General features: G+C 67.2%; 21 protein-coding genes. 8 read left to right on the forward strand and 13 right to left on the reverse strand.

Annotated elements, in window-relative coordinates:
- Window positions 1-24: 24 nt before the first annotated feature.
- Window positions 25-885, reverse strand: coding sequence for a polyamine aminopropyltransferase (speE, locus tag M6E97_RS14475; RefSeq protein WP_003103196.1), 861 nt, complete (start codon window positions 883-885; stop codon window positions 25-27).
- Between the two features lie 148 nt (window positions 886-1,033).
- Between speE and M6E97_RS14480 the strand changes: the two genes are divergently transcribed.
- Window positions 1,034-1,927 (forward strand): DNA-3-methyladenine glycosylase family protein, encoded by an 894-nt coding sequence (locus M6E97_RS14480; RefSeq protein WP_003087659.1) that lies wholly within the window; start codon window positions 1,034-1,036, stop codon window positions 1,925-1,927.
- 15 nt (window positions 1,928-1,942) lie between these two features.
- On the opposite strand, the gene M6E97_RS14485 is transcribed toward M6E97_RS14480, so the two are convergent.
- From M6E97_RS14485 to aroC, 6 genes are all read right to left on the reverse strand, one after another.
- A complete protein-coding gene (locus tag M6E97_RS14485; protein WP_003103184.1) occupies window positions 1,943-2,134 on the reverse strand; it encodes a PLDc N-terminal domain-containing protein in 192 nt (63 codons plus the stop codon).
- Window positions 2,135-2,182: 48 nt separating this feature from the next.
- Entirely contained in the window at window positions 2,183-2,860 is a 678-nt protein-coding gene (gene mtnC / locus M6E97_RS14490; protein ID WP_003087657.1) for an acireductone synthase, read from the reverse strand.
- Window positions 2,861-2,931: 71 nt separating this feature from the next.
- A complete protein-coding gene (locus M6E97_RS14495) occupies window positions 2,932-3,477 on the reverse strand; it encodes a 1,2-dihydroxy-3-keto-5-methylthiopentene dioxygenase (protein ID WP_033938194.1) in 546 nt (181 codons plus the stop codon).
- Window positions 3,474-4,091 (reverse strand): methylthioribulose 1-phosphate dehydratase, encoded by a 618-nt coding sequence (locus M6E97_RS14500; RefSeq protein WP_003087655.1) that lies wholly within the window; start codon window positions 4,089-4,091, stop codon window positions 3,474-3,476. The genes M6E97_RS14495 and M6E97_RS14500 overlap by 4 nt, the downstream gene beginning before the upstream one ends.
- Window positions 4,088-5,239, reverse strand: coding sequence for an MFS transporter (locus M6E97_RS14505; protein WP_003087654.1), 1,152 nt, complete (start codon window positions 5,237-5,239; stop codon window positions 4,088-4,090). The genes M6E97_RS14500 and M6E97_RS14505 overlap by 4 nt, the downstream gene beginning before the upstream one ends.
- 43 nt (window positions 5,240-5,282) lie before the next feature.
- On the reverse strand, window positions 5,283-6,374 hold the full coding sequence (gene aroC / locus M6E97_RS14510; protein ID WP_003087653.1) for a chorismate synthase: 1,092 nt from the start codon (window positions 6,372-6,374) through the stop codon (window positions 5,283-5,285).
- A 107-nt stretch (window positions 6,375-6,481) separates the two neighbouring features.
- Between aroC and M6E97_RS14515 the strand changes: the two genes are divergently transcribed.
- Window positions 6,482-7,465, forward strand: a complete 984-nt coding sequence (locus M6E97_RS14515) for an alpha/beta hydrolase (RefSeq protein WP_003132885.1) — start codon at window positions 6,482-6,484, stop codon at window positions 7,463-7,465.
- A 77-nt stretch (window positions 7,466-7,542) separates the two neighbouring features.
- A complete protein-coding gene (locus M6E97_RS14520; protein ID WP_003087649.1) occupies window positions 7,543-8,322 on the forward strand; it encodes a hypothetical protein in 780 nt (259 codons plus the stop codon).
- 24 nt (window positions 8,323-8,346) lie between these two features.
- On the opposite strand, the gene prmB is transcribed toward M6E97_RS14520, so the two are convergent.
- The gene (gene prmB / locus M6E97_RS14525; protein WP_003087648.1) at window positions 8,347-9,261 is read right to left on the reverse strand and encodes a 50S ribosomal protein L3 N(5)-glutamine methyltransferase; all 915 of its coding nucleotides are present in this window, start codon (window positions 9,259-9,261) and stop codon (window positions 8,347-8,349) included.
- Between the two features lie 170 nt (window positions 9,262-9,431).
- Between prmB and M6E97_RS14530 the strand changes: the two genes are divergently transcribed.
- The 4 genes from M6E97_RS14530 (at window position 9,432) to folE (ending at window position 11,758) form a co-directional block, all read left to right on the forward strand.
- The gene (locus M6E97_RS14530; RefSeq protein ID WP_003110433.1) at window positions 9,432-10,028 is read left to right on the forward strand and encodes a cysteine hydrolase family protein; all 597 of its coding nucleotides are present in this window, start codon (window positions 9,432-9,434) and stop codon (window positions 10,026-10,028) included.
- Between the two features lie 172 nt (window positions 10,029-10,200).
- Window positions 10,201-10,521, forward strand: a complete 321-nt coding sequence (locus tag M6E97_RS14535) for a hypothetical protein (RefSeq protein WP_003087644.1) — start codon at window positions 10,201-10,203, stop codon at window positions 10,519-10,521.
- Between the two features lie 56 nt (window positions 10,522-10,577).
- Window positions 10,578-11,135: a Smr/MutS family protein gene (locus tag M6E97_RS14540; RefSeq protein ID WP_003087642.1), complete on the forward strand. Its 558-nt coding sequence runs from the start codon at window positions 10,578-10,580 to the stop codon at window positions 11,133-11,135.
- 77 nt (window positions 11,136-11,212) lie between these two features.
- Complete coding sequence (gene folE, locus M6E97_RS14545) at window positions 11,213-11,758, forward strand: GTP cyclohydrolase I FolE (RefSeq protein WP_003087639.1); 546 nt, start codon at window positions 11,213-11,215, stop codon at window positions 11,756-11,758.
- A 64-nt stretch (window positions 11,759-11,822) separates the two neighbouring features.
- Here the strand turns inward: folE and M6E97_RS14550 are convergent, their stop codons facing one another.
- On the reverse strand, window positions 11,823-12,284 hold the full coding sequence (locus M6E97_RS14550) for a bacteriohemerythrin (RefSeq protein ID WP_003087637.1): 462 nt from the start codon (window positions 12,282-12,284) through the stop codon (window positions 11,823-11,825).
- A gap of 245 nt (window positions 12,285-12,529) precedes the next feature.
- Between M6E97_RS14550 and M6E97_RS14555 the strand changes: the two genes are divergently transcribed.
- Window positions 12,530-12,910 (forward strand): VOC family protein, encoded by a 381-nt coding sequence (locus tag M6E97_RS14555; RefSeq protein ID WP_033939766.1) that lies wholly within the window; start codon window positions 12,530-12,532, stop codon window positions 12,908-12,910.
- A gap of 27 nt (window positions 12,911-12,937) precedes the next feature.
- Here M6E97_RS14555 and M6E97_RS14560 read toward each other — a convergent pair whose 3' ends face one another.
- Genes M6E97_RS14560 through icmH form a run of 4 tightly spaced genes read right to left on the reverse strand, consistent with a single transcriptional unit; the run spans window position 12,938 to window position 19,064 of the window.
- Complete coding sequence (locus tag M6E97_RS14560; RefSeq protein ID WP_003140077.1) at window positions 12,938-13,927, reverse strand: serine/threonine-protein kinase; 990 nt, start codon at window positions 13,925-13,927, stop codon at window positions 12,938-12,940.
- A complete protein-coding gene (locus M6E97_RS14565) occupies window positions 13,924-14,652 on the reverse strand; it encodes a PP2C family protein-serine/threonine phosphatase (protein WP_003087627.1) in 729 nt (242 codons plus the stop codon). Before M6E97_RS14565 ends, M6E97_RS14560 begins: the two co-directional genes overlap by 4 nt.
- Window positions 14,652-18,179 carry a type VI secretion system membrane subunit TssM gene (gene tssM, locus M6E97_RS14570; protein ID WP_023091981.1) on the reverse strand — a complete coding sequence of 1,176 codons (3,528 nt, stop codon included), beginning with the start codon at window positions 18,177-18,179 and terminating at the stop codon, window positions 14,652-14,654. The genes M6E97_RS14565 and tssM overlap by 1 nt, the downstream gene beginning before the upstream one ends.
- A gap of 15 nt (window positions 18,180-18,194) precedes the next feature.
- On the reverse strand, window positions 18,195-19,064 hold the full coding sequence (icmH, locus tag M6E97_RS14575; protein ID WP_003120354.1) for a type IVB secretion system protein IcmH/DotU: 870 nt from the start codon (window positions 19,062-19,064) through the stop codon (window positions 18,195-18,197).
- Between the last annotated feature and the right edge of the window lie 2 nt (window positions 19,065-19,066).

A 19,066-nucleotide genomic window follows, 5' to 3' on the forward strand; every position in this document is an offset into this window, starting at 1 on the left:
CTTGCGGCCCTTCTTGGTGAAGCGTCAGTCGTTGTCCTGCTTGCCGATGGCCTGCAGCACGTACTGCGGCAGAGCAAACGCGCCCAGGTGGATATCGGCGTTGTAGTAGCGGGTGGCGATGCCGCTATCGCGGAAGCGCTGGCGCAGCGTTTCCAGCGGAAGGCGACGCAGGCCTTCGCGGGTCGAACCCCAGGCGAAGGTCATGGCGCCGCCGATATAGGTCGGCACCGCCGCCTGGTAGAAATGCCAGTCGGCGAACAGCCCGTCGGTACGTGCGGCGGTGGTGCGCACTTCCTCCAGTTGCATGAACGGCGTGCCGTTCTGGGTGACCAGGATGCCACCCTCGTTCAGGCAGCGCCGGCAGGCCTGGTAGAAGTTCTCGGAGAACAGCACCTCGCCAGGGCCGATCGGGTCGGTGGAGTCGGAGATGATCACGTCGAAGCGTTCTTCCGTGGTAGCCACGAAGCGCATGCCGTCGTCGATCACCAGGTTCAGCCGCGGGTCGTCGAAGGCGCCCTGGGAGTGGTTGGGCAGGAACTCCTTGCACATGTCGACCACGGTGCCGTCGATCTCGACCATGGTGATCCGCTCGACGCTCTTGTGCTTGGCCACCTCGCGCAGCATGCCACCGTCGCCGCCGCCGATGATCAGCACGCGCCGGGCCGCGCCGTGGGCGAGGATCGGCACGTGGGTGAGCATCTCGTGGTAGATGAACTCGTCGGCCTCGGTGGTCTGGATCACTCCATCGAGCGCCATCACCCGGCCCATCCGGGCGTTTTCGAAAATCACCAGGTGCTGGTGCTCGGTGCGCACCTCATGCAGCATGTTGTCGATGCTGAAGCGCTGGCCGTAGCCCTGGTACAGAGTTTCCTGATAATCGCTCATGGGCCGGGATCTCCCTGGTAAGGCTGCAATCTGGCAGCGGGACTTGCCCGCGCCGCGAAGAAAGGCGCGCATTCTACGCTGGCGGCAATGACAGGTCGAACCCCGCCGGCGGATGGCGCCGGCTGCGCCGGACAGGTATCGTCTGCCCATGAGCCAGCCTACCTCTCCCCTCGTCCTGCACCTGCCCTACCAGTCACCCTGGGAATGGCGCCAGTTCCACCAGCATTTCGCCCTGCGCCTGCTCGCCGGTGTCGAAAGCCTGGGCGACGACCACTATGCCCGCAGCTTCCGGGCCAACGGCCGCCCGGCCTGGTTCGAGGTGCGACCGCTGGCGGAACGCCAGGTCCTGGCGCTGAGCCTCAGCCCGTCCGCCCATGCCCTGGCCGCCGAACTCGAGGCACGGGTCCGCCGGATGTTCGACCTGGACAGCGACCCGGCCGCCATCGCCCGGCATTTCGCCGGGGATCCCCTGCTCGGCCCGCTGGTGGCCGCCAATCCGGGGCTGCGCCTGCCGGTGGCCTTCGACCCCTTCGAACAGGCGGTGCGCGCCATCGTCGGCCAGCAGGTCACGGTGAAGGCCGCGGTGACCATCACCGGGCGCCTGATCCAGCGCCTCGGCGAGCCGCTGGAAAATCTCGGCTACGACGGCATCAGCCACCTGTTCCCGACACCCGCCGCGCTGGCGCAAGCCAACCTCGACGGCATCGGCATGCCCGGCAAGCGGGTACAGACGCTGCAACGCTTCGCCGCGGCGATCGCCTCGGGAGAGCTGAGCCTGGACCTGGCGGACGGCCCCGAGGCGCTGGTGGAGCGCCTCTGCGCGTTGCCCGGCATCGGCCCCTGGACCGCCGAATACATAGCCCTGCGTGCCATGGGCGAAGCCGACGCCTTCCCCGCCGCCGACCTCGGCCTGCTGAAATCCACGGTCTGGGGGCCGCAAGGCATCGATGCGCGCAGCCTCAAGGCCCGCGCCGAGGCCTGGCGGCCTTGGCGCGCCTACGCCGCCATCCACCTGTGGCACCACTACGCCGCAGGCGGCTAGCGCCGCGGCGGGAGGCTACAGCCTGACGTTGCCGCGCGGGCCGGCGATGGCCCAGATGATCAGGCCGAGCACCGGCAGGACGATGATCACCAGGACCCAGATGATCTTCATCCCGGTTTCCGCAGCGCTTTTCAGGATGTTGACGATGGCCCATATATCCAGGGCCAGGATGACCAGGCTGATCAGCCCGCTGAGGGTGGAACCCATGGCGCGATGCTCCCGAGCAAGAGTGTTCCCTCAGGATAGCCGGCGCGCTCACTCCACGACGATGTCGGCGAAGCTGGCCACTGTCGGATGGCCGTCCAGGCTGCCGCCTTCGCGGGCCAGGCCGAGCGTGCGCATGCCCGCGTCGCGCGCGGCATCCAGCTCCTGCACCACGTCGGAAAGGAAAAGGATTTCCGCGGCCGGCAGGCCGATGGCCCCGGCGATCCGCGCATAGGAGGCGCTTTCCCGCTTCGGCCCGCTGGTAGTGTCGAAGTAGCCGGAAAACAGCGGGCCCAGGTCGCCGGCCTCGGAACAGCCGAAGATCAGCTTCTGCGCCTGGATCGAGCCGGAGGAATAGACGTACAGGTCCAGCCCACGGGCCTTCCACTCGCGCAGCGCCTGCACCGCGTCCGGGTAGACGTGGCCCTTCAATTGACCGTCGCGGTAGCCCTGGGCCCAGACCATGCCTTGCAGGGCCTTCAGCGGCGTCGCCTTGCGGTCCTCGGCGATCCATTGCAGGAGGATCGCGATCGCCCGCTCGACATCGGCGTCCGCCTCACCGCTCTCGGCACGCACCGCCGCCAGTTGCGCGGCTACCTCGGGCTCCCCGGCGTGTTCGCGGACGAAGTCCGGCAGGTGCCGGGCGGCATAGGGAAACAGCACGTCGAAAACGAAGCTGACCGCGCTGGTGGTGCCTTCGATGTCGGTGAGGATGGCTTTGATGGTCATGCGGACTCCGGATGAAACCGCCCCCGGCAGGACCGGGGGCGCGGATGGTAACGGATGGGACGGTGCCTCGCTCAGTCTTCCAGCAGGGGGAAGCGGCTGGCGATGTCGTCGCCGGTGAACTGGGCGACCCAGCCCTCCGGGTTGTTGAACAGGCGCACGGCGACGAAATGCGGGTGCTCGCCCATGTCGAACCAGTGGCGGGTGCCGGCCGGCACCGAGATCAGGTCGTTGCGCTCGCAGAGCACGGCGTAGACATGCTCCTCGATATGCAGGACGAACAGGCCGCGCCCGGCGACGAAGAAGCGCACCTCGTCTTCGCCATGGCGGTGCTCGTCGAGGAACTTGGCGCGCAATTCGGCCTTCTGCGGGTGGTCGCTGTTCAGGCTGACCACGTCCACGGTGATGTAGCCGCGCTCGCGCTTGAGCCGCTCGATCTCGTTGGCGTAGGCGGCGATCACCTCGTCCTGGCTGGCGCCGGCGGCGATCGGCGCGGCGGCTTCCCAGCGTTCGAAGCGGACGCCGACCTCGGCCAGGGTCGAAGCGATGTCCTCGGCATGGGTCAGCAGCTTCAGCGGCTGCTCCGGCTGGTTCTCGTGATAGACGGTAAGGCTGCTCATCGGCTCAGACTCAGTACTTTCAGTTCACACTCGAACAGAAACTCGAAAGCTTCCACCTGACGCAGGGCATCGCTCATGCGCGCGCCCCAAGTGTACAGCCCGTGGCCGCGGATCAAATACCCCGGGCAGTGCGGATGCGCCTCCAGCCAGGGCTGCACGCGGCTGGCCAGGCGGGCGATGTCCTGGTCGTTGTCGAAGATCGGCACCTCGACCTGGCCTTCGTGGGTGGTGACCCCGGCGAAGGCCTTCTGCAGTTCGTAGTCCTGCAGCACCAGGCGGTCGCCGCGAACCAGGCGGGAAAGCACGGTGGCATTCACCGAGTGGGTATGCAGCACCGCGCCGATCGCCGGGTTCCAGGCATACAGCTGGGTGTGCAGGAGGGTCTCCGCCGAGGGTTTCTTGCCCGGTTCCAGGCTGTTGCCGGCCAGGTCGGTGACCAGCACGTCGTCGAAGCCCAACTGGCCCTTGTGCTTGCCCGAGACGGTGAGCAGCGCGCGCTGTTCGTCCAGGCGCGCGGAGTAGTTGCTGCTGGTTGCCGGCGACCAGCCGCGGCCGTAGAGGAACCGGCCGGCGTCGATGATCTGCTGGGTCAGCTGTTCACGGTTGTCGTTCATGCCCGCACCTCTTGCAAACGGGTACTGATGATAGCGGCTGCCAGCAAGGCTGCCAGGCTGGCGATGGCGAAGGTCCAGGCAGGGCCCAGGCTGTTCCAGCTATAGCCGGAATACAGCGCGCCCAGGGCTCCGCCGGTACCGGCCAGCGCAGCATACAGGGCCTGGCCCTGACCCTGCTGGCGCGGGCCGAAGCTACGCTGCACGAAATGGATGGCAGCCGCATGAAAACTGCCGAAGGTGGCGGCATGCAGCGTCTGGGCAAAGACCAGCAGCGCCAGGCTGTCGGCCAGGTTGCCGAGAAGCAGCCAGCGCAGCGACGCCAGCAGGAAGCTCGCGGCCAGCACCTGGCGCAGGCTGAAACGTTGCAGCAGGCGTGGCATGGCGAGGAACAACATGACCTCGGCGACCACCCCCAGCGCCCAGAGCAGACCGATCAGCGCTCGGCTGTAGCCCAGCGATTCCAGGTGCAGGGTCAGGAAGGTGTAGTACGGCCCATGGGACAGCTGCATCAGGCACACGCACAGGTAGAACGCCAGCACGCCCGGCTGGCGCAACTGGGCGAGGAAGCCGCCCTCGCCTTCGCGCGGTTCGCGATGGGCCGGCTGGGCATTGGGCACCCACCAGCTGCACAGCACGATGCCGAGCATGATACCCAGCAGCGTCGCCGGGTAGACATCCAGGCTCAGGCGCTCGAACAGCGCGCCGAGACCGACCACGGTGCAGATGAAACCGATCGAGCCCCACAGGCGAATCCGGCTGTAGCTGGCGCTGCGCTCGCGCAGATGGGCCAGGGTGATGACCTCGAACTGCGGTAGCACGGCATGCCAGAAGAACGCGTGCAACGCCATCACCAAGGCCAGCCAGGCGTAGCTGTGGCTGACGAAGATCAGCGAGAAGCCCAGCGCCGTGCATACCGCGCCGAAGCGCACGATGGCCAGGCGCTGGCCGCTGCGGTCGCCCAGCCAGCCCCACAGGTTGGGCGCGACGCAACGCATCAGCATGGGAATCGCCACCAGCTCGCCGATGCGCGGGCTGGGGAAGCCCAGGTGATGGAAATACAGGGCGAGGAACGGCGCCGTGGCGCCGAGCAGGCTGAAATAGAAGAAATAGAAGCTGGACAGGCGCCAGTAGGGAACCGCGCTGGTCACGATCCGCCGTTCACCCGTCCCGCACCGCGGCCTGCCACAGCCCTCACAGCTGCGGCAGGACCGGCGTGTCGACGCGCACGTCGGCGTTCTGCCCACGCTGGCGCAGCAACTGGTCGAGCAGGACGATGGCCATCATCGCCTCGGCGATCGGCGTGGCGCGGATGCCGACGCACGGGTCGTGACGGCCCTTGGTGATCATGTCCACCGGCTCGCCGGCGGTATCGATCGAGCGCCCGGGAGTGGTGATGCTGGAGGTCGGCTTCAGCGCCAGGTGGGCGACGATCGGCTGGCCGGAGGAGATCCCGCCGAGGATGCCGCCGGCATTGTTCGACAGGAAGCCTTGCGGGGTCAGTTCGTCGCGGTGCTCGGTACCGCGCTGGGCGATGCTGGCGAAGCCGGCGCCGATCTCCACGCCCTTCACCGCGTTGATGCTCATCAGCGCATGCGCCAGTTCGGCGTCCAGGCGGTCGAAGATCGGCTCGCCCAGGCCCGGCGGCACGCCTTCGGCAACCACGGTGATCTTCGCCCCGACCGAATCCTGGTCGCGGCGCAATTGGTCCATGTAGGCCTCCAGCTCCGGCACCTTGTCCGGGTCGGGGCTGAAGAAGGCATTCTGCTCGACGCTGTCCCAGCTCCTGAACGGAATCTCGATCGGCCCGAGCTGGCTCATGTAGCCGCGCACCTGGATGCCCAGGCCCGCCAGGTATTTCTTGGCAATAGCCCCGGCGGCCACGCGCATGGCGGTCTCGCGCGCCGAAGAACGGCCGCCGCCGCGGTAGTCGCGCACGCCGTACTTGTGGTGGTAGGTGTAGTCGGCGTGGGCCGGGCGGAACAGGTCCTTGATCGCCGAGTAGTCCTTGGACTTCTGGTCGGTGTTGCGGATCAGCAGGCCAATCGGCGTGCCGGTGGTCTTGCCCTCGAACACCCCGGAAAGAATCTCCACCTCGTCGGCTTCCTGGCGCTGGGTGGTGTGCCGGCTGGTGCCGGGCTTGCGCCGGTCGAGGTCGCGTTGCAGGTCCCGGGCGGACAGTTCCAGCCCCGGGGGGCACCCATCGACGATGGCGACCAGCGCCGGGCCGTGGCTTTCGCCTGCGGTGGTGACGGTGAAGAGCTTGCCGTAGGTGTTGCCGGACATGCGAGGCTCCGCGTGAGGACGAGAGGGAAAGACATGGGAGTATACCCGTCAAGGACGGGCCTGCGAACCTTCCCCGGAGGACGCGATCAAAGCGCTATCATCGGCCCATGAAGACCTCCATGCCGCGCGCCCTCCTCGCCCTGTTCTGCCTGCTCGCCAGCCTGGCCCACGCCGCTCCCAACAGCATCCTGCACCGCCCCTACGACCTGGACACCGGGCACGGCGTGCTGCGCGGCTCCTTGCTGCTGCCGCGCAGCGCCGTGCCGCCGCCGGTGGTCCTGCTGGTCGCCGGCTCCGGTCCCACCGACCGCGACGGCAACAACCCCTTCGGCGGCAACAACCGCTACCTGCTGCGTCTCGCCGAGGCCCTGGCCGAACGCGGAATCGCCAGCGTGCGCTACGACAAGCGGGGAGTCGCCCGCAGCCTGGCGGCGGCGCCGCGCGAGGAAGACCTCAGCGTCGGCGCCTATGTCGACGACGTGGTCGCCTGGAGCGAGCGGCTGGCCCGCGACCCGCGCTTCTCCCGGCTGATCCTGGTCGGCCATAGCGAAGGCGCGCTGATCGCCAGCCTGGCGGCGCCTCGCACGCCGGCCGAGGAATTGATCGCCATCGCCGGCAGCGGCCAACCCATCGACCGGGTGTTGCGCGAGCAACTGCGCGGTCGCCTGCCGCCGGCGCAACTGCGCCAGGCCGACTCGGTGCTGGCTTCGCTGAAGGCCGGCGAGACCCGCAGCGATATCCCGCCGGCGCTCTCCAGCCTGCTCCGACCCAGCGTGCAGCCGTACCTGATCTCGCTGTTCCGCGAAGACCCGGCCCGCGCGTTCGGCCGCCTGCGCATCCCGACCCTGATCGTCCAGGGCCGCAATGACATCCAGGTCGGCGTCGCCGACGCCAAGGCGCTCCAGCGGGCCAAGCCCGACTCGCAACTGGTGCTCATCGACGGCATGAACCACATCCTGCGGATCGCCCCGAGCACCGGTCTGCAGCAGCTTTCCGCCTACAACGACCCGAACCTGCCGCTGGCCCGGCAACTGGTCGAGGCGGTCAGCCGCTTCATCCTGCGCGGCGCAGACGCGGAAAAAGGCCGCTGAGCCGCTACAGAAATCGCTTCCCGCGCCGACAAGTTCTGAAAGCCGGCCCGTGAAGGCGGCCGGCCAGAGGATGTCCGATGATCGATAGCGATACCCAACCGGCCGCAGAAGAAGCCGAGAAGAAACCGCCGCACCCCTGGGCCGAACTGGCGCCGGAGCATTTCCGCCTGCTCCGCCTGGCGCCGCTGCCCACCGACCGCGCGACCGGCGCCCGCCCCCTGCGCTTCGTCCAGCTCGGCAGGGTCGAACGGCATAGCGCGGACCAGAGCCTGCTGCGCCTGAGCATCCAGGTGCCAGGCCTGATGCTGCGCAAGGAGCAGAACCTGCTGGAGGTCTGGGCCGATCATCGCAACAAGGAAGTGCGTTTCGGCTCGGACGCCGGGCTCAGCCTTGAACCCTTGAACCGCGGGCTGGGCCGTTTCCTGCTGGCCCAGGCGATCGCCTGGGCGCAACGACGCTGGGCCCACTACAAGGTGGAAGGCGGCGCACTGGCGCTGAAGGATGGCCTGACCGAAGACGCACGCCTGCGCCGCGACCATTTCATCCGCGCCCAGGGCTTCGACGTCAGCTATGAGGACCAGCGGTTGCTCAAGGCCCGCTACAGCGCCGGCCGGGTCAGCGAGCTGCACAGCGATTGGCACAAGGACAAGGTGCAGATCGTGCCGCTGCTGGACGCCGCGGCGATGCTGGAACAGGCCGAGCAGACCCTGCAGGCCCAGGATGCGGAGATCCGCCAACTGGAACAGCGCATCAACCACTACCGCCGCGACGACACCAGCTTGCGCTTCACCATCGCCTGCCTGACCGCCTTCGCGGTGTTCCAGGCCGGCCTGCTGATCTGGATCGCCACTCACTGAACCGGCGGCACCAGCCGCCTCCGATCACTTTTCCAAGCGCGAACGGAACAGTTCCCGGTGCTCGCGGCACTGCGCGGCGGACAGCATGAACACCCCGTGGCCGCCGTGCTCGAACTCCAGCCAGGTGAAGTCCACTTCCGGATACAGCGCCTGCACATGGACCTCGCTGTTGCCCACCTCGACGATCAGCAGGCCTTTCTCGCTGAGGTGGTCGGCCGCCTCGGCGAGCATCCGTCGCACCAGGTCCAGGCCGTCGTCGCCGCAGGCCAGGCCGAGTTCAGGCTCATGATGGAACTCCGCCGGCATGTCGGCGAAATCCTCGGCATCCACGTAGGGCGGATTGGACACGATCAGGTCGAAGCGCTGGCCGGGAAGCCCGGCGAAACCGTCGCCCTGGACGGTGTAGACCCGCTCGCCGAGGTCGTGGCGCTCGATATTGACGTTGGCCACCTCCAGCGCATCGAAGGACAGGTCGGCGAGCACCACCTCCGCCTGCTCGAACGCATAGGCGCAGGCGATGCCGATGCAGCCGGAACCGGTGCAGAGGTCGAGGATTCGCGCCGGCTCGGCCGGCAGCCAGGGCGCGAAGCGCTGTTCGATAAGTTCGGCGATAGGCGAGCGCGGCACCAGCACGCGTTCGTCGACGCTGAAGGGAATCCCGCAGAACCAGGCTTCGCCCAGCAGGTAGGCCGCCGGAATCCGTTCCTCGATGCGCCGCCGGAGGATCTCCGCCAACTCGGCGCGTTCATCGTCTTCCAGGCGGCAATCCAGGTAGCTGTCAGAAATTTCCCAGGGAAGGTGCAGGGAGCCCAGAACCAGGTGGCGCGCCTCGTCCCAGGCATTGTCGGTGCCGTGACCGAAGAACAGGCCGGCGGCGTGGAAACGGCTGACAGCCCAGCGGATGTAGTCGCGCAGGGTGAGCAGACGGGACTCGGACATGACGGAATTGCTCCTCGCAACGCACAAAAGGGCGACATTCTAGCCGATCGCGCCGGAGCTGGCCTCCAGCGCGGGAAGTCCATACCACTTTAGTGCGCATGCGGCAAAGGTTCACAGGCTCGCCGATAGGGGCCAGAATGAAAGGCATGTGCCTTCTCAGGAGTAGTGACATGCCTCATCCGCTCACCCTTTTGCAGATCAGCGGACGCGGCTACCCGCCAGCCCCCCTTCGGCAGAGCACCTTGCTGATCATCGATGCCCAGGAAGAGTACCGCAGCGGCGCCCTGAGCCTGCCAGGCCTGGACGCTGCCGCCGCGGAAATCGGCGTGCTGGTGCAGGCAGCCCGCGCCAACGGTACGCCCATCGTGCATGTGCGCCACCTGGGTATCCAGGGTGGCCTGTTCGATCCGCAGGGTCCGCGCGGCCAGTTCCTCCCGGAACTGCAACCGGAAGCCGGGGAAAAGGTCGTGGAGAAACGCCTGCCCAATGCCTTCTCCGGCACCGAGCTGCACGACCTGCTGCAGAACCACGGCCGTCTCGACCTGATCGTCTGCGGTTTCATGACCCATTCCAGCGTCAGCACCACCGTGCGCGCGGCCAAGGACTACGGCTACCGCTGCACCCTCGCCGACAGCGCCTGCGCCACCCGCGACATACCCACCCTGAACGGCGGGGTCCTGAGCGCCGCGGACCTGCAACGCGCCGAGATCGCCGCCCTCGGCGACAACTTCGCGGCGATCGTCGCCCAGGCCCGGGACCTGCTCTGACCGCCCATCCAGCCGCCCTCCCGCCCCGCCCTGCGGAGGACTAGTCTGCCTGCAGGGCCATGGCTTGCGGCGAGAAGACGAGCGGCGCACGGTTTGCCCACGGCTCCCGGGAATCCGGGAACCCGGCCGGAAGGTTCCGGTCCTAGCCCCGATGACACACGAGGAAGTCGGGATGAAGCTGTCCGATAGTTTCGATGCGCGCCGGCTGCGCCCGCGCCGGCCGAGAGTCTGGCGCTGGCGCCTGGCGGCGGCGTTCGCGGCCCTGGTGGCGAGCCTGGGCGTGCTGCTGTCGCTGGCCGGCACCTCGGCCTTGATCGGCCGCCAGCCGGCTGTCGGCATGCTGCATATCGAACCCGCCGCCGGCGGCGTATTGCTGGCCCTTGGCCTGCTGTCGCTCTGCCTCGGCGTGTTCTTCTGGCGTTTCAGCCGCCGTCGCAGCCGCCGCAACAGCGACCTGAGCCTGTCGCCGAACCTGATGAAAAAGCGCGACTGAGCGGGCTGCCGGCGTGCGGCCGATCCGGTAAACTGCGCCGCTTCGCGGAGGCTCCCATGCAAGACGACGACTTTTCCCTGTTCAAGAGCGAGATGCGCGGCGTCAAGCGCATCTCGGTCGATCGAGCCGATACCGGCAAACCTCGCAACGACCGCCAGCAACTCAAGCAGCGCCAGCTCAATGCCAGCGTGCGCAACGACGAAATCCGCGTCGACGGCCTGTCCGACCAGTTCGTCATCGACGTCGGCCCCGAGGACGAGCTGTCCTGGGCCCGCGACGGCGTCCAGGAAAGCCAGTTGCGCAAGCTCAAGCAGGGCCTGGTGCCCTTCGACGGTAGCCTCGACCTGCACGGCATGAGCGTGGAGAAGGCCCGGCAGACGCTATGGGACTTCCTTGCAGAGGCCACCCGCCTGGAAATCCGCTGCGTGCGCGTGACCCATGGCAAGGCCGCGCGCAAGGACGGACGCAGCCCGCTGGTGAAAAGCCACGTCAATACCTGGTTGCGCCAGCACCCGCAGGTGCTCGGTTTCACCTCCTGCCTGCCACGCCACGGCGGCACCGGTTCGGTCTACGTGATGCTGCGCAGGACCATGCTCGAAGGCCGCGACGAGTAGCCGGCAAGCGCCGAGTCTTGCCAGCGGCCCGGCGACGTCCTACCCTCCGCGCTGGTAATCGTCTGACTGGAACGCTCATGTCCCTGGAACAACACTACTCCTCGATCCTCACTCAGCTCGGCGAGGACGTTAACCGCGAAGGTCTGCTGGACACGCCCAAGCGTGCCGCCAAGGCCATGAAGTACCTGTGCCGCGGCTACCAACAGAGCCTGGAAGAAGTCGTCAACGGTGCCCTGTTCAGCTCCGACAACAGCGAAATGGTATTGGTCAAGGACATCGAGCTGTACTCGCTCTGCGAGCACCACCTGCTGCCCTTCATCGGCAAGGCCCACGTGGCCTATATTCCGAACGGCAAGGTGCTCGGCCTGTCGAAGGTCGCGCGGATCGTCGACATGTACGCCCGCCGCCTGCAGATCCAGGAGAACATGAGCCGGCAGATCGCCGAGGCGGTCCAGCAGGTCACCGGCGCCCTCGGCGTCGCGGTGGTGATCCAGGCCCAGCACATGTGCATGATGATGCGCGGCGTGGAAAAGCAGAACTCGTCCATGGTCACTTCGGTGATGCTCGGCGAATTCCGCGACAACGCCGCCACCCGCAGCGAATTCCTCAGCCTGATCCGCTGAGGCCAGGTCCGCTGGCGAAAGAACCGGCCCCTCTGGGCCGGTTTTGCGTTTCCCTCCCCGGCGATCAGCCGAAGAAGCGCTTCATCGAGCGCGACAACCAACCGCCCTCGCTCTTGTCCTTGACCAGTTCGGACATGCTGTGGCGTACCGCATCCACGTAACCGGCGTCGTCGTTGCGGATGTGGTTGAACAGCCAGCGCGAGAGCAAGCCCTTGAGTTCGTCGCCGACATCCTCGCCGGCCTGGAAGCGCACCCGGTACTCGGAGACCCGGCGGATGAACAGCTCGTGGATCTTCTTGTGCGCCCGGGAAAACTGGTAGCCGGCATCCTCCATCAGGGTTTCCTCGAAGGCGAAGTGCGACAGCGTGTAGTCCACCAGCTCCTCGATCACCTCGGCGATCGCCGCGTGTTCCTTGCCTTGCTGGGCGTCGTGCAGGTGATTGATCATCTCGACGATGCGTTTGTGTTGATTGTCGATGACCTGAATACCGGTATTCAGGTCATCCTGCCAGACCAGATGCGCCATGATGACTTCCCCCAAGCGAACAGCGAACGGCCTTTCCGAACGGCCTGGGGCCAGGGTATTTTTGTGACGCAGTACGGGTATTGACGCCGGTCAAGCGGGACAAGATGTTAATGAATTTCGCATGAATTCATTCGCCCCCCTCGCGGCGGCATGCCCGCTCGATCCGCTCGGTTTCGCGCGGCTGAACATCCGCCATCGTCGCCGGAAAGCGGCGTCACCAGTGGTCCCGACAGGACAGGAAGGAAATGAACCTGATCGCGCACGTGGAAATATCGGTGTCCGACCTGGAGAGGGCGATGCGTTTCTACGCCTCGGTGTTCGGAGTGGCGTTCGGCGAGGTAGCCACCCTGCACGGAAGCAGAATTGCGCATTTCCCCTTCGAGGAAGGTCGTGACGGTGCCAGCGGCGCACTCGCCGAGGGCGACGTCTACGTGCCTACGCTACATGGGGCGATCATCTACCTGAAGGTCGCTGACCTGGATGCCGTCCTTGCCCGGGCCCTCGGCGAAGGCAGCGAAATCCTCTTCCCGAAGACGCCGCTTGGCGACGGCGTGTTCATCGCCGAGATCAGGGACAGCGAAGGCAACCGTATCGCCCTGCAGGGCGCTTGCGGAGAGCGGCCGTAGAGGCCATGCAAACCGAGCGCCGCCGGCTCAACGGGCAAGAACGCCGGCCAGCCAGGAACGCCGCGCGCCCAGCGCTTCCTGCAATTCGCGGACGCCGATGCAGCGCCGTTCGGGATCGAGGCTCAGGGCGGTACGCAGCGCCGGCCAGCAGCGCCGAGGCAGGTGTCCGGGCGCGCGCAGCTGGCGCTCCAGCCCCTGCTCCCGGGCCTGGTTCGAGGGCAGGCGGCGGAACGGATGGCGACCGTCGGCCAGTTCGTAGAGGACGCAGGCCAGCGCATACAGGTCGGCTGCCGGCGACAACGGCGCACCCTCGAGCAGTTCGGGAGCGGCGTAGCCCGGGGTCCAGGCGTCGATGCGGCCCCGGCTGAGCTGCGGCAGGCCGTCCAGGATGCCTGCCTGCGCCTGGCCGAGGCCGAAGTCGAAGAGCCGCACGCCCTCCTCGCCGAGCATCACGTTGCTCGGCTTCAGGTCGCCATGCAGCACCCCTTGTTCGTGGACATAGGCCAGGGCGTCCAGCAACGGCCGGGCGATCGCGCTCAACTCGGACCAGGGCAGGCCTTCGGGACGCTCGCAGAGCAGGCGATCGAGCGGCAGGCCAGGCATGAGTTCCATGACGATGTAGGCGCGCTGGCAGACGGTGTCGACGTCGAAGGTGAACAGACGCACGACGTTCGGATGGCGCAAGCGCCGGGTCAGGGCGAACTCGCTATAGAGCAAGGCGCTGGCGTCGGGTGACTCGGCGACCGATTCGTTGAGCAGCTTCAACGCTACCAGCGGCGCCGGGTCGCCGAACTGCTCATGGAGCAGGTCCCGGGCACGGTATACCGTGCCCATGCCGCCGGCGCCGAGCATCCGCTCCAGACGGTAGCGCCCGGAAAGAACGTCCGGCAGCGGACCGGGCAACACGGCCGGCAGGTCCGGCGCCGAGGCGGTCGGGGCGGCGAAGGCGAAATAGGTCAGGTTCGCGCCGCCCTCCTCCTCCGGCAGCAGCTCCAGCGACGACAGCGGTTCGTTCATTGACGGATCACCACGGCCGTCAGGTTGTCCCGCGCGGCGCCGCTCAGGGCGCCGTCGAACAGCCGCTCCACCGCCACCTGCGGCGATGCCAGGCTCAACGCGCGGCCCAGCGCATCGGCGCTCAGCTCTTCGTAGAGCCCGTCGCTGCAGAGCAGGAAGACATCACCGGGATGCACCTCCAGTTCCAACACGTCCAGCACCAGTTGTTCGCTGGCGCCGACGGCACGGGTCAGCGCGCGCGCCGAGGGATAGGCGCGCGCCTGCTCGATATCCATCCGCCGTTCGTCGACCAGTCGCTGCAACAGCGAGTGGTCGCGGGACAGCTGGTACAGCCGCTGGCCGCGCCACAGGTAGCAGCGGCTGTCGCCGACCCACACGCAGGCCGCCCGCGAACCCTCCACGACCAGCGCCACCACCGTACTGCCGATGATCCTGTCGCCGCGTTCGGCGCTGAGGGTGAGTTCCTCGCCCAGGCGCCGGTTGAGCCAGTGCAGGCACTGGCGCATCGCGTTCAGGCGCTCGTCGAATCCCGCCCGGGCCGGCAGTTCCGCCAGGCTGGTGACGATCATCCGGCTGGCCAGGTCGCCGGCCTGGTGCCCGCCCATGCCATCGGCGACCGCCCAGAGCCCGCGATCCGGGCAGTCCAGGAAGGCATCCTCGTTGCGCGCGCGGACCTTGCCGCGATCCGTGCGCGCCGCGCTGCGCCAGGGCTCGGTGCGTTGCATCAGAGCTGCACCGGCATGCGGAAGCTGCGCAGGACCGCGAGATCGAACGGATTCGGCGTGCGCTGGGCGAGCAGCAGGTAGTTGGCGCGCAGGCCGCCCAGGTCGGCCTTGAGCACCATCACGTCACGCCCGCTGAGGTACTCGGTCTGCATCAGGTCGAACAGCCTGAACAGCGACCAGGGCCCGGTATTGCGTTCGATTCCCACCGGTCGCCCGGCCATCTTCTCCAGCACCAGGCTGGTGCGGCCGCCGTCGGCGTCGCTGGGCCACTTGAACGACATCGGCACGATCGGGCCGTGGCGGTATTCCATGGATTGACCGTCGAAACGGAACTCGGCGCGGCTGACGCCAGGATCGAGGGTATAGGGCTCCAGACGGAAGCGCACCTGCGGCTCGGCCGGGTTCTCGGCGAAGAAGCTCTGGCGGATCACCTGGGCCGTGCCCATCTGGTCGAGATAGACCTTGGACATCGGCAGGCTGTAGCCGTCCACGCTGCGCAGGCGATAGCTGCCCGGGTCGCCGCTGACGAAGGGCCGCATGTAGGTTTCGAAGAAGCGTTCGGCGACGCCCTGCGCCTTGAAGAACTCGCGGAAATCGCTGACCGCGACATCGCTGGCGCTGTGCGCGTTGAACGGGTAGCGCTTGTTGATCGCCTTGCTGTAGAAACCGTACAGCTCGCTCTGGTAGCGCTGGTTGAGGTACAGGTAGGCATCGCCGAGGACCAGCCGCCAGGCGTCTTCGGCCAGCACGCTGAACCATCCGCCAAGCGGTCGCGGCAGTCGCGCGGAGGCGTTGCGCAGGTTGCTCAGGGCATCGCGCTGGCCGCCCATGCGACTCTTCGCCATGTCGAAAGCCGCCTGCTCCGGCTGGCTGGCGCGCGCCAGTCCGGCGAGTTGCAACTGCAACTCGTTGAGCGCCTGCAACAGCGGAGTGAGGTCGGCCGCCGGGCCGTTGTTATCGTCGAGCAGGCGATGCAGGGGCTCGAAGCGGCGTTGCAGGGACTTCTTCGCGGTATCCGGCAGGTTCTTCGCCAACGCGTCCCTGGCCTTGCCGGCCGCCGCGGCGGCCGCCTTGCCCAGCTTGCCGCCCTTTTCCGCGGCCTTGTCGCTGGCCTCTGCCAGCGCCTCGGCGCTCTCCGCCAGGACCGGGAAACGGGTGTTCTCACGGACCTCCAGCAACAACTGGAGGATCGGCGAGTTGGCGGCGAGCAGCCCGGAAACCTGGTCGGCGCCCTCGCCGGCATCGTTGAACGGCAGCAGGCCCAGGCGTCCGACCGCCTCGCTCCAGAAGTTCGCGTAGTCGCGGAAATACAACTGCTCGAGTTCGACCATCAGGCGCCGCAGGTCCATGTCGCTGATCCCGCTGCCCTCGCCCAGGACCCAGTTGTCGCGAAGGATGTCGTTGACCAGGCTGGCGCCCTGGACCACGAAGTACTGCTGGTAGCCCTGCTGGGTGTAGAACCCCGGGATCACGTAGTCGGTGCCGACGAACAGACCGGCCTGCGGCCCCAGGTGCTGGCCGAAGCGATACTCGGGCAGGCTTCGCGCCTGTTCGCGCAGCACCCGGTAGACCACGTTGGCCAGGGACTCGCTGCGCAGCACCTGGCGCGCCTGGGCCACCAGGGTGTCGTTCAGCGGATAGCTGAACGGTTGCTCGAGCAGACGGGCGAAATGCGTGTTCAGGCCATTCTGCACGGTGCCGTTGCCGGCATAGCGCTGCGACCAGTCGTTAGCCACCCAGTCCTTGAGCCATCCGTTCTCGCGGCGCTCGCGCAGATTCAGCATCAGGTAGGCCCGCAGGCTGTTGAGCAGGCGTTCGCGATTCTGCATGTTGCCGCGGATCTGCGCTTCGAGCATCCGCGCCACGCGCGGCAGCAGTTGCGTCTCCAGCTCGCGGCGATAGGCAGCGGCCAGCGGTGGGTTGACCTCGTTGCCCTGGTACAGCCCGGCGCGCTCGTGCAGCGAGACTTCGCCTTTGGGCGGAAACACGGTGGTCGCCGCATAGCTGCTATCCAGCGTCTTCAGCGCCGCCATGGCGTCATCGCGCTCGCCAAGCGCCTGGCGCTGCTGGGTCCATTGCTGCGCCAGCTCGCGGACCCGCTCCAGGCGCTCGTGGTTGGCCGAGAAACCGCCAGCCCAGAGCAGGCCGAATAGCAGAAGGAGCGCCAGCGAGCCGACGTACAGGGCGCGCTGGCCCCAGTGGATGCGCGTGCGTTCGCGGCGATCGAGACCTGCCAGGTTGGCCTCGGGGAAGATCACCTGGCTCAGCAGGTGATGGATGAAGCGCGAGCGCCCGTTGCGCAGGGTCGGCAGCAGGCCGCTGGCGATCCCCAGGTTGGCGCCGATGCCGGCGGTGTCCTCATCCAGCTGCTGGGCCAGGTGCGGCGCACTGGTCAGGTAGAAGCCGCGCAGGCGGCTGGCGCGCTGGTAGCGGTTGCCGGTGAAGGCGAGTTCGACGAACAGGCACAACCGCTCGCCGATCTGGCCAAGCTGGTGCGGGAAGTCGAGGATGCGACCGCGACGCAGGGTATCGCGCTCCTGGTGGATGCGCATGATCACCTGGCTGTTCAGGCGTCGCAGAAGGTCCTCGAACGCCTGGCGCAGGACCGTCACATCGGTGCCGTTCTGCTCCTTGCCGAAGCTGGTGCCCAGAACCTGGTCGCTCTCCTCGCGGCTCAACTGGTCGAAGAACTCGTCGAAGCCGAGCAACTGGTCGGCCTTGCTCAGCACCAGGTAGACCGGCAGATCGAGGTGCAGGGTCTGCTGGATTTCCTGCAGGCGCGCGCGCACCTGGCGAGCCAGCGTATCCAGCGCCATCTCGTCGTCGCTGAGCAACGTTTCCACCGGAATCGACACCATCACGCCATTCAGCGGCCGTGCGCGGCGGCGCTTGCGCAACAGGCCGAGCAGGGTCGCCCAGGCGCCCCCGTCGACCTCGCCGTCGGCTTGGGTCAGGTAGCGCCCGGCGGTGTCGATCAGGACGCCGTGGTCGGCGAAGTACCAGTCGCAGTAGCGCGTGCCGGCGGTATCGCGGGTCAGCTTGCGGTCGATCCGGTTGATCGGGAACTCCAGTCCGGAAAAGTCCAGCAGGCTGGTCTTGCCGCTTCCCTGCGGGCCGATCAGCAGGTACCAGGGCAGCTCGTTGCGCCAGCGCTCGCTACGACCGCGGTACAGGCTGGAGGTCTTCAGGGTGCGCAAGGCGTCCTTGAAGCGGCTGCGCAATTCCTTCTGTTCGTCTTCGATCAGACCGTCGCGGCGCAAGCGCTCCTGGCCCTCGTCGCTGTCCTCGACGGCCTTGCGCCGCACTCCGGCGCGCCAGCTGACGAAGACCATCGCCAGCCCCCAGACCAGGAACATCAGGCTGATGCTCAGCAACCGCGAGGTCGGGCTTTCCCAGAACTTGTAGTCGGCGACCGCCAGCAGCGGCCCGACGAACCACACCAGCAATGCCGCCAGGAGTACCAGCAGCAGCGTCCAGACCCACGTCTTGCGCAGGAAGGCGCCGACTTTCTTGAAGAAGTTTTTCATTTCGCGTCCCTGTGTTTACGAACCGGGCTGTCCTGCCGCCGCATCGAGCGACTGGTAAGGCTGCAGCACCGTGTCGCGTTGCTCGCCGAGAACCCAGGCGAATCCCGAATACATCACCACCAGGCAGACCAGGGTGAACAGCGCCACCATCCACCAGGGCACGATCCGCACCAGGCCGCGACGCTGGTCGCTGAGCCCCTGCCAGTGCGGCGACAGTTCGCGCGGCACGTCGCCGCGCAACTGGCGGATCTGCCGGTAGAGCGCATCGGAAATACCGTCCAGGTCGAGCACGCCGCGAGCCATCACCCGGTACTTGCCCTCGAAGCCGAGGGCCAGGCAGAGGTACATCAGCTCCAGCATCGGCAGATGCTTGACCGGGTTCTTCGACAGCCGGTCGAGCAACTGGAAGAACTTCTCGCCGCCGAAGGTCTCGTTATGGAAGCTGCTCAGCAGGCTGATCTTCGACCATTCGCTTTCGTTGCCCCACGGGGTGGTCACCACCGCCTCGTCGACCACCGTGCACAGCACGTAGCGCGCCGCCATGACCTGGCTGTTTTCCACGCCATCCTGCACGGCGCGGAATTCGAAGAGCTTCATGGCGGAGGTCAACCGCTCCTTGAGCGCCGCAAGGTTCTCCAGCACGCTGCTGTGCTTGAGCCGGACCACTTCCGAAAGCAGTTCGGAAGCCGCCGCCACCAGCGGGTTCAGGCTGACGTTGAAGGCCTCGCCCGGACGCAGGCGCGCCGCGTAGATCATCCGCTCCTCGAGCTGCTCGAAGCGCGGCGGTTCGGCGAAATCGGTCAGCGGCCCCTGGGCCGGTACCTGTCCCTGGTGATCGAGGAGGACGGTCTTCTCGTCCTCGTGGTATTCCCTTTCCTTGATCATGT

The organism is Pseudomonas sp. B111 (genome assembly GCF_026428275.1).
Lineage (GTDB): Bacteria > Pseudomonadota > Gammaproteobacteria > Pseudomonadales > Pseudomonadaceae > Pseudomonas > Pseudomonas aeruginosa.

Bases quoted from the DNA above. Each gene is read 5' to 3' on its own strand.
- mtnC (WP_003087657.1), bottom strand. From the start codon at position 2,860: ATGACCATCAAAGCCATCCTCACCGACATCGAAGGCACCACCAGCGCG.
- speE (WP_003103196.1), bottom strand. From the start codon at position 885: ATGAGCGATTATCAGGAAACTCTGTACCAGGGCTACGGCCAGCGCTTC.
- M6E97_RS14530 (WP_003110433.1), top strand. From the start codon at position 9,432: ATGCCTCATCCGCTCACCCTTTTGCAGATCAGCGGACGCGGCTACCCG.
- M6E97_RS14560 (WP_003140077.1), bottom strand. From the start codon at position 13,927: ATGAACGAACCGCTGTCGTCGCTGGAGCTGCTGCCGGAGGAGGAGGGC.
- M6E97_RS14515 (WP_003132885.1), top strand. From the start codon at position 6,482: ATGAAGACCTCCATGCCGCGCGCCCTCCTCGCCCTGTTCTGCCTGCTC.
- M6E97_RS14555 (WP_033939766.1), top strand. From the start codon at position 12,530: ATGAACCTGATCGCGCACGTGGAAATATCGGTGTCCGACCTGGAGAGG.
- M6E97_RS14480 (WP_003087659.1), top strand. From the start codon at position 1,034: ATGAGCCAGCCTACCTCTCCCCTCGTCCTGCACCTGCCCTACCAGTCA.
- M6E97_RS14485 (WP_003103184.1), bottom strand. From the start codon at position 2,134: ATGGGTTCCACCCTCAGCGGGCTGATCAGCCTGGTCATCCTGGCCCTG.
- M6E97_RS14535 (WP_003087644.1), top strand. From the start codon at position 10,201: ATGAAGCTGTCCGATAGTTTCGATGCGCGCCGGCTGCGCCCGCGCCGG.
- M6E97_RS14540 (WP_003087642.1), top strand. From the start codon at position 10,578: ATGCAAGACGACGACTTTTCCCTGTTCAAGAGCGAGATGCGCGGCGTC.
- M6E97_RS14520 (WP_003087649.1), top strand. From the start codon at position 7,543: ATGATCGATAGCGATACCCAACCGGCCGCAGAAGAAGCCGAGAAGAAA.
- M6E97_RS14495 (WP_033938194.1), bottom strand. From the start codon at position 3,477: ATGAGCAGCCTTACCGTCTATCACGAGAACCAGCCGGAGCAGCCGCTG.
- tssM (WP_023091981.1), bottom strand. From the start codon at position 18,179: ATGAAAAACTTCTTCAAGAAAGTCGGCGCCTTCCTGCGCAAGACGTGG.
- icmH (WP_003120354.1), bottom strand. From the start codon at position 19,064: ATGATCAAGGAAAGGGAATACCACGAGGACGAGAAGACCGTCCTCCTC.
- aroC (WP_003087653.1), bottom strand. From the start codon at position 6,374: ATGTCCGGCAACACCTACGGCAAGCTCTTCACCGTCACCACCGCAGGC.
- M6E97_RS14565 (WP_003087627.1), bottom strand. From the start codon at position 14,652: ATGCAACGCACCGAGCCCTGGCGCAGCGCGGCGCGCACGGATCGCGGC.
- prmB (WP_003087648.1), bottom strand. From the start codon at position 9,261: ATGTCCGAGTCCCGTCTGCTCACCCTGCGCGACTACATCCGCTGGGCT.
- M6E97_RS14550 (WP_003087637.1), bottom strand. From the start codon at position 12,284: ATGGCGCATCTGGTCTGGCAGGATGACCTGAATACCGGTATTCAGGTC.
- folE (WP_003087639.1), top strand. From the start codon at position 11,213: ATGTCCCTGGAACAACACTACTCCTCGATCCTCACTCAGCTCGGCGAG.
- M6E97_RS14500 (WP_003087655.1), bottom strand. From the start codon at position 4,091: ATGAACGACAACCGTGAACAGCTGACCCAGCAGATCATCGACGCCGGC.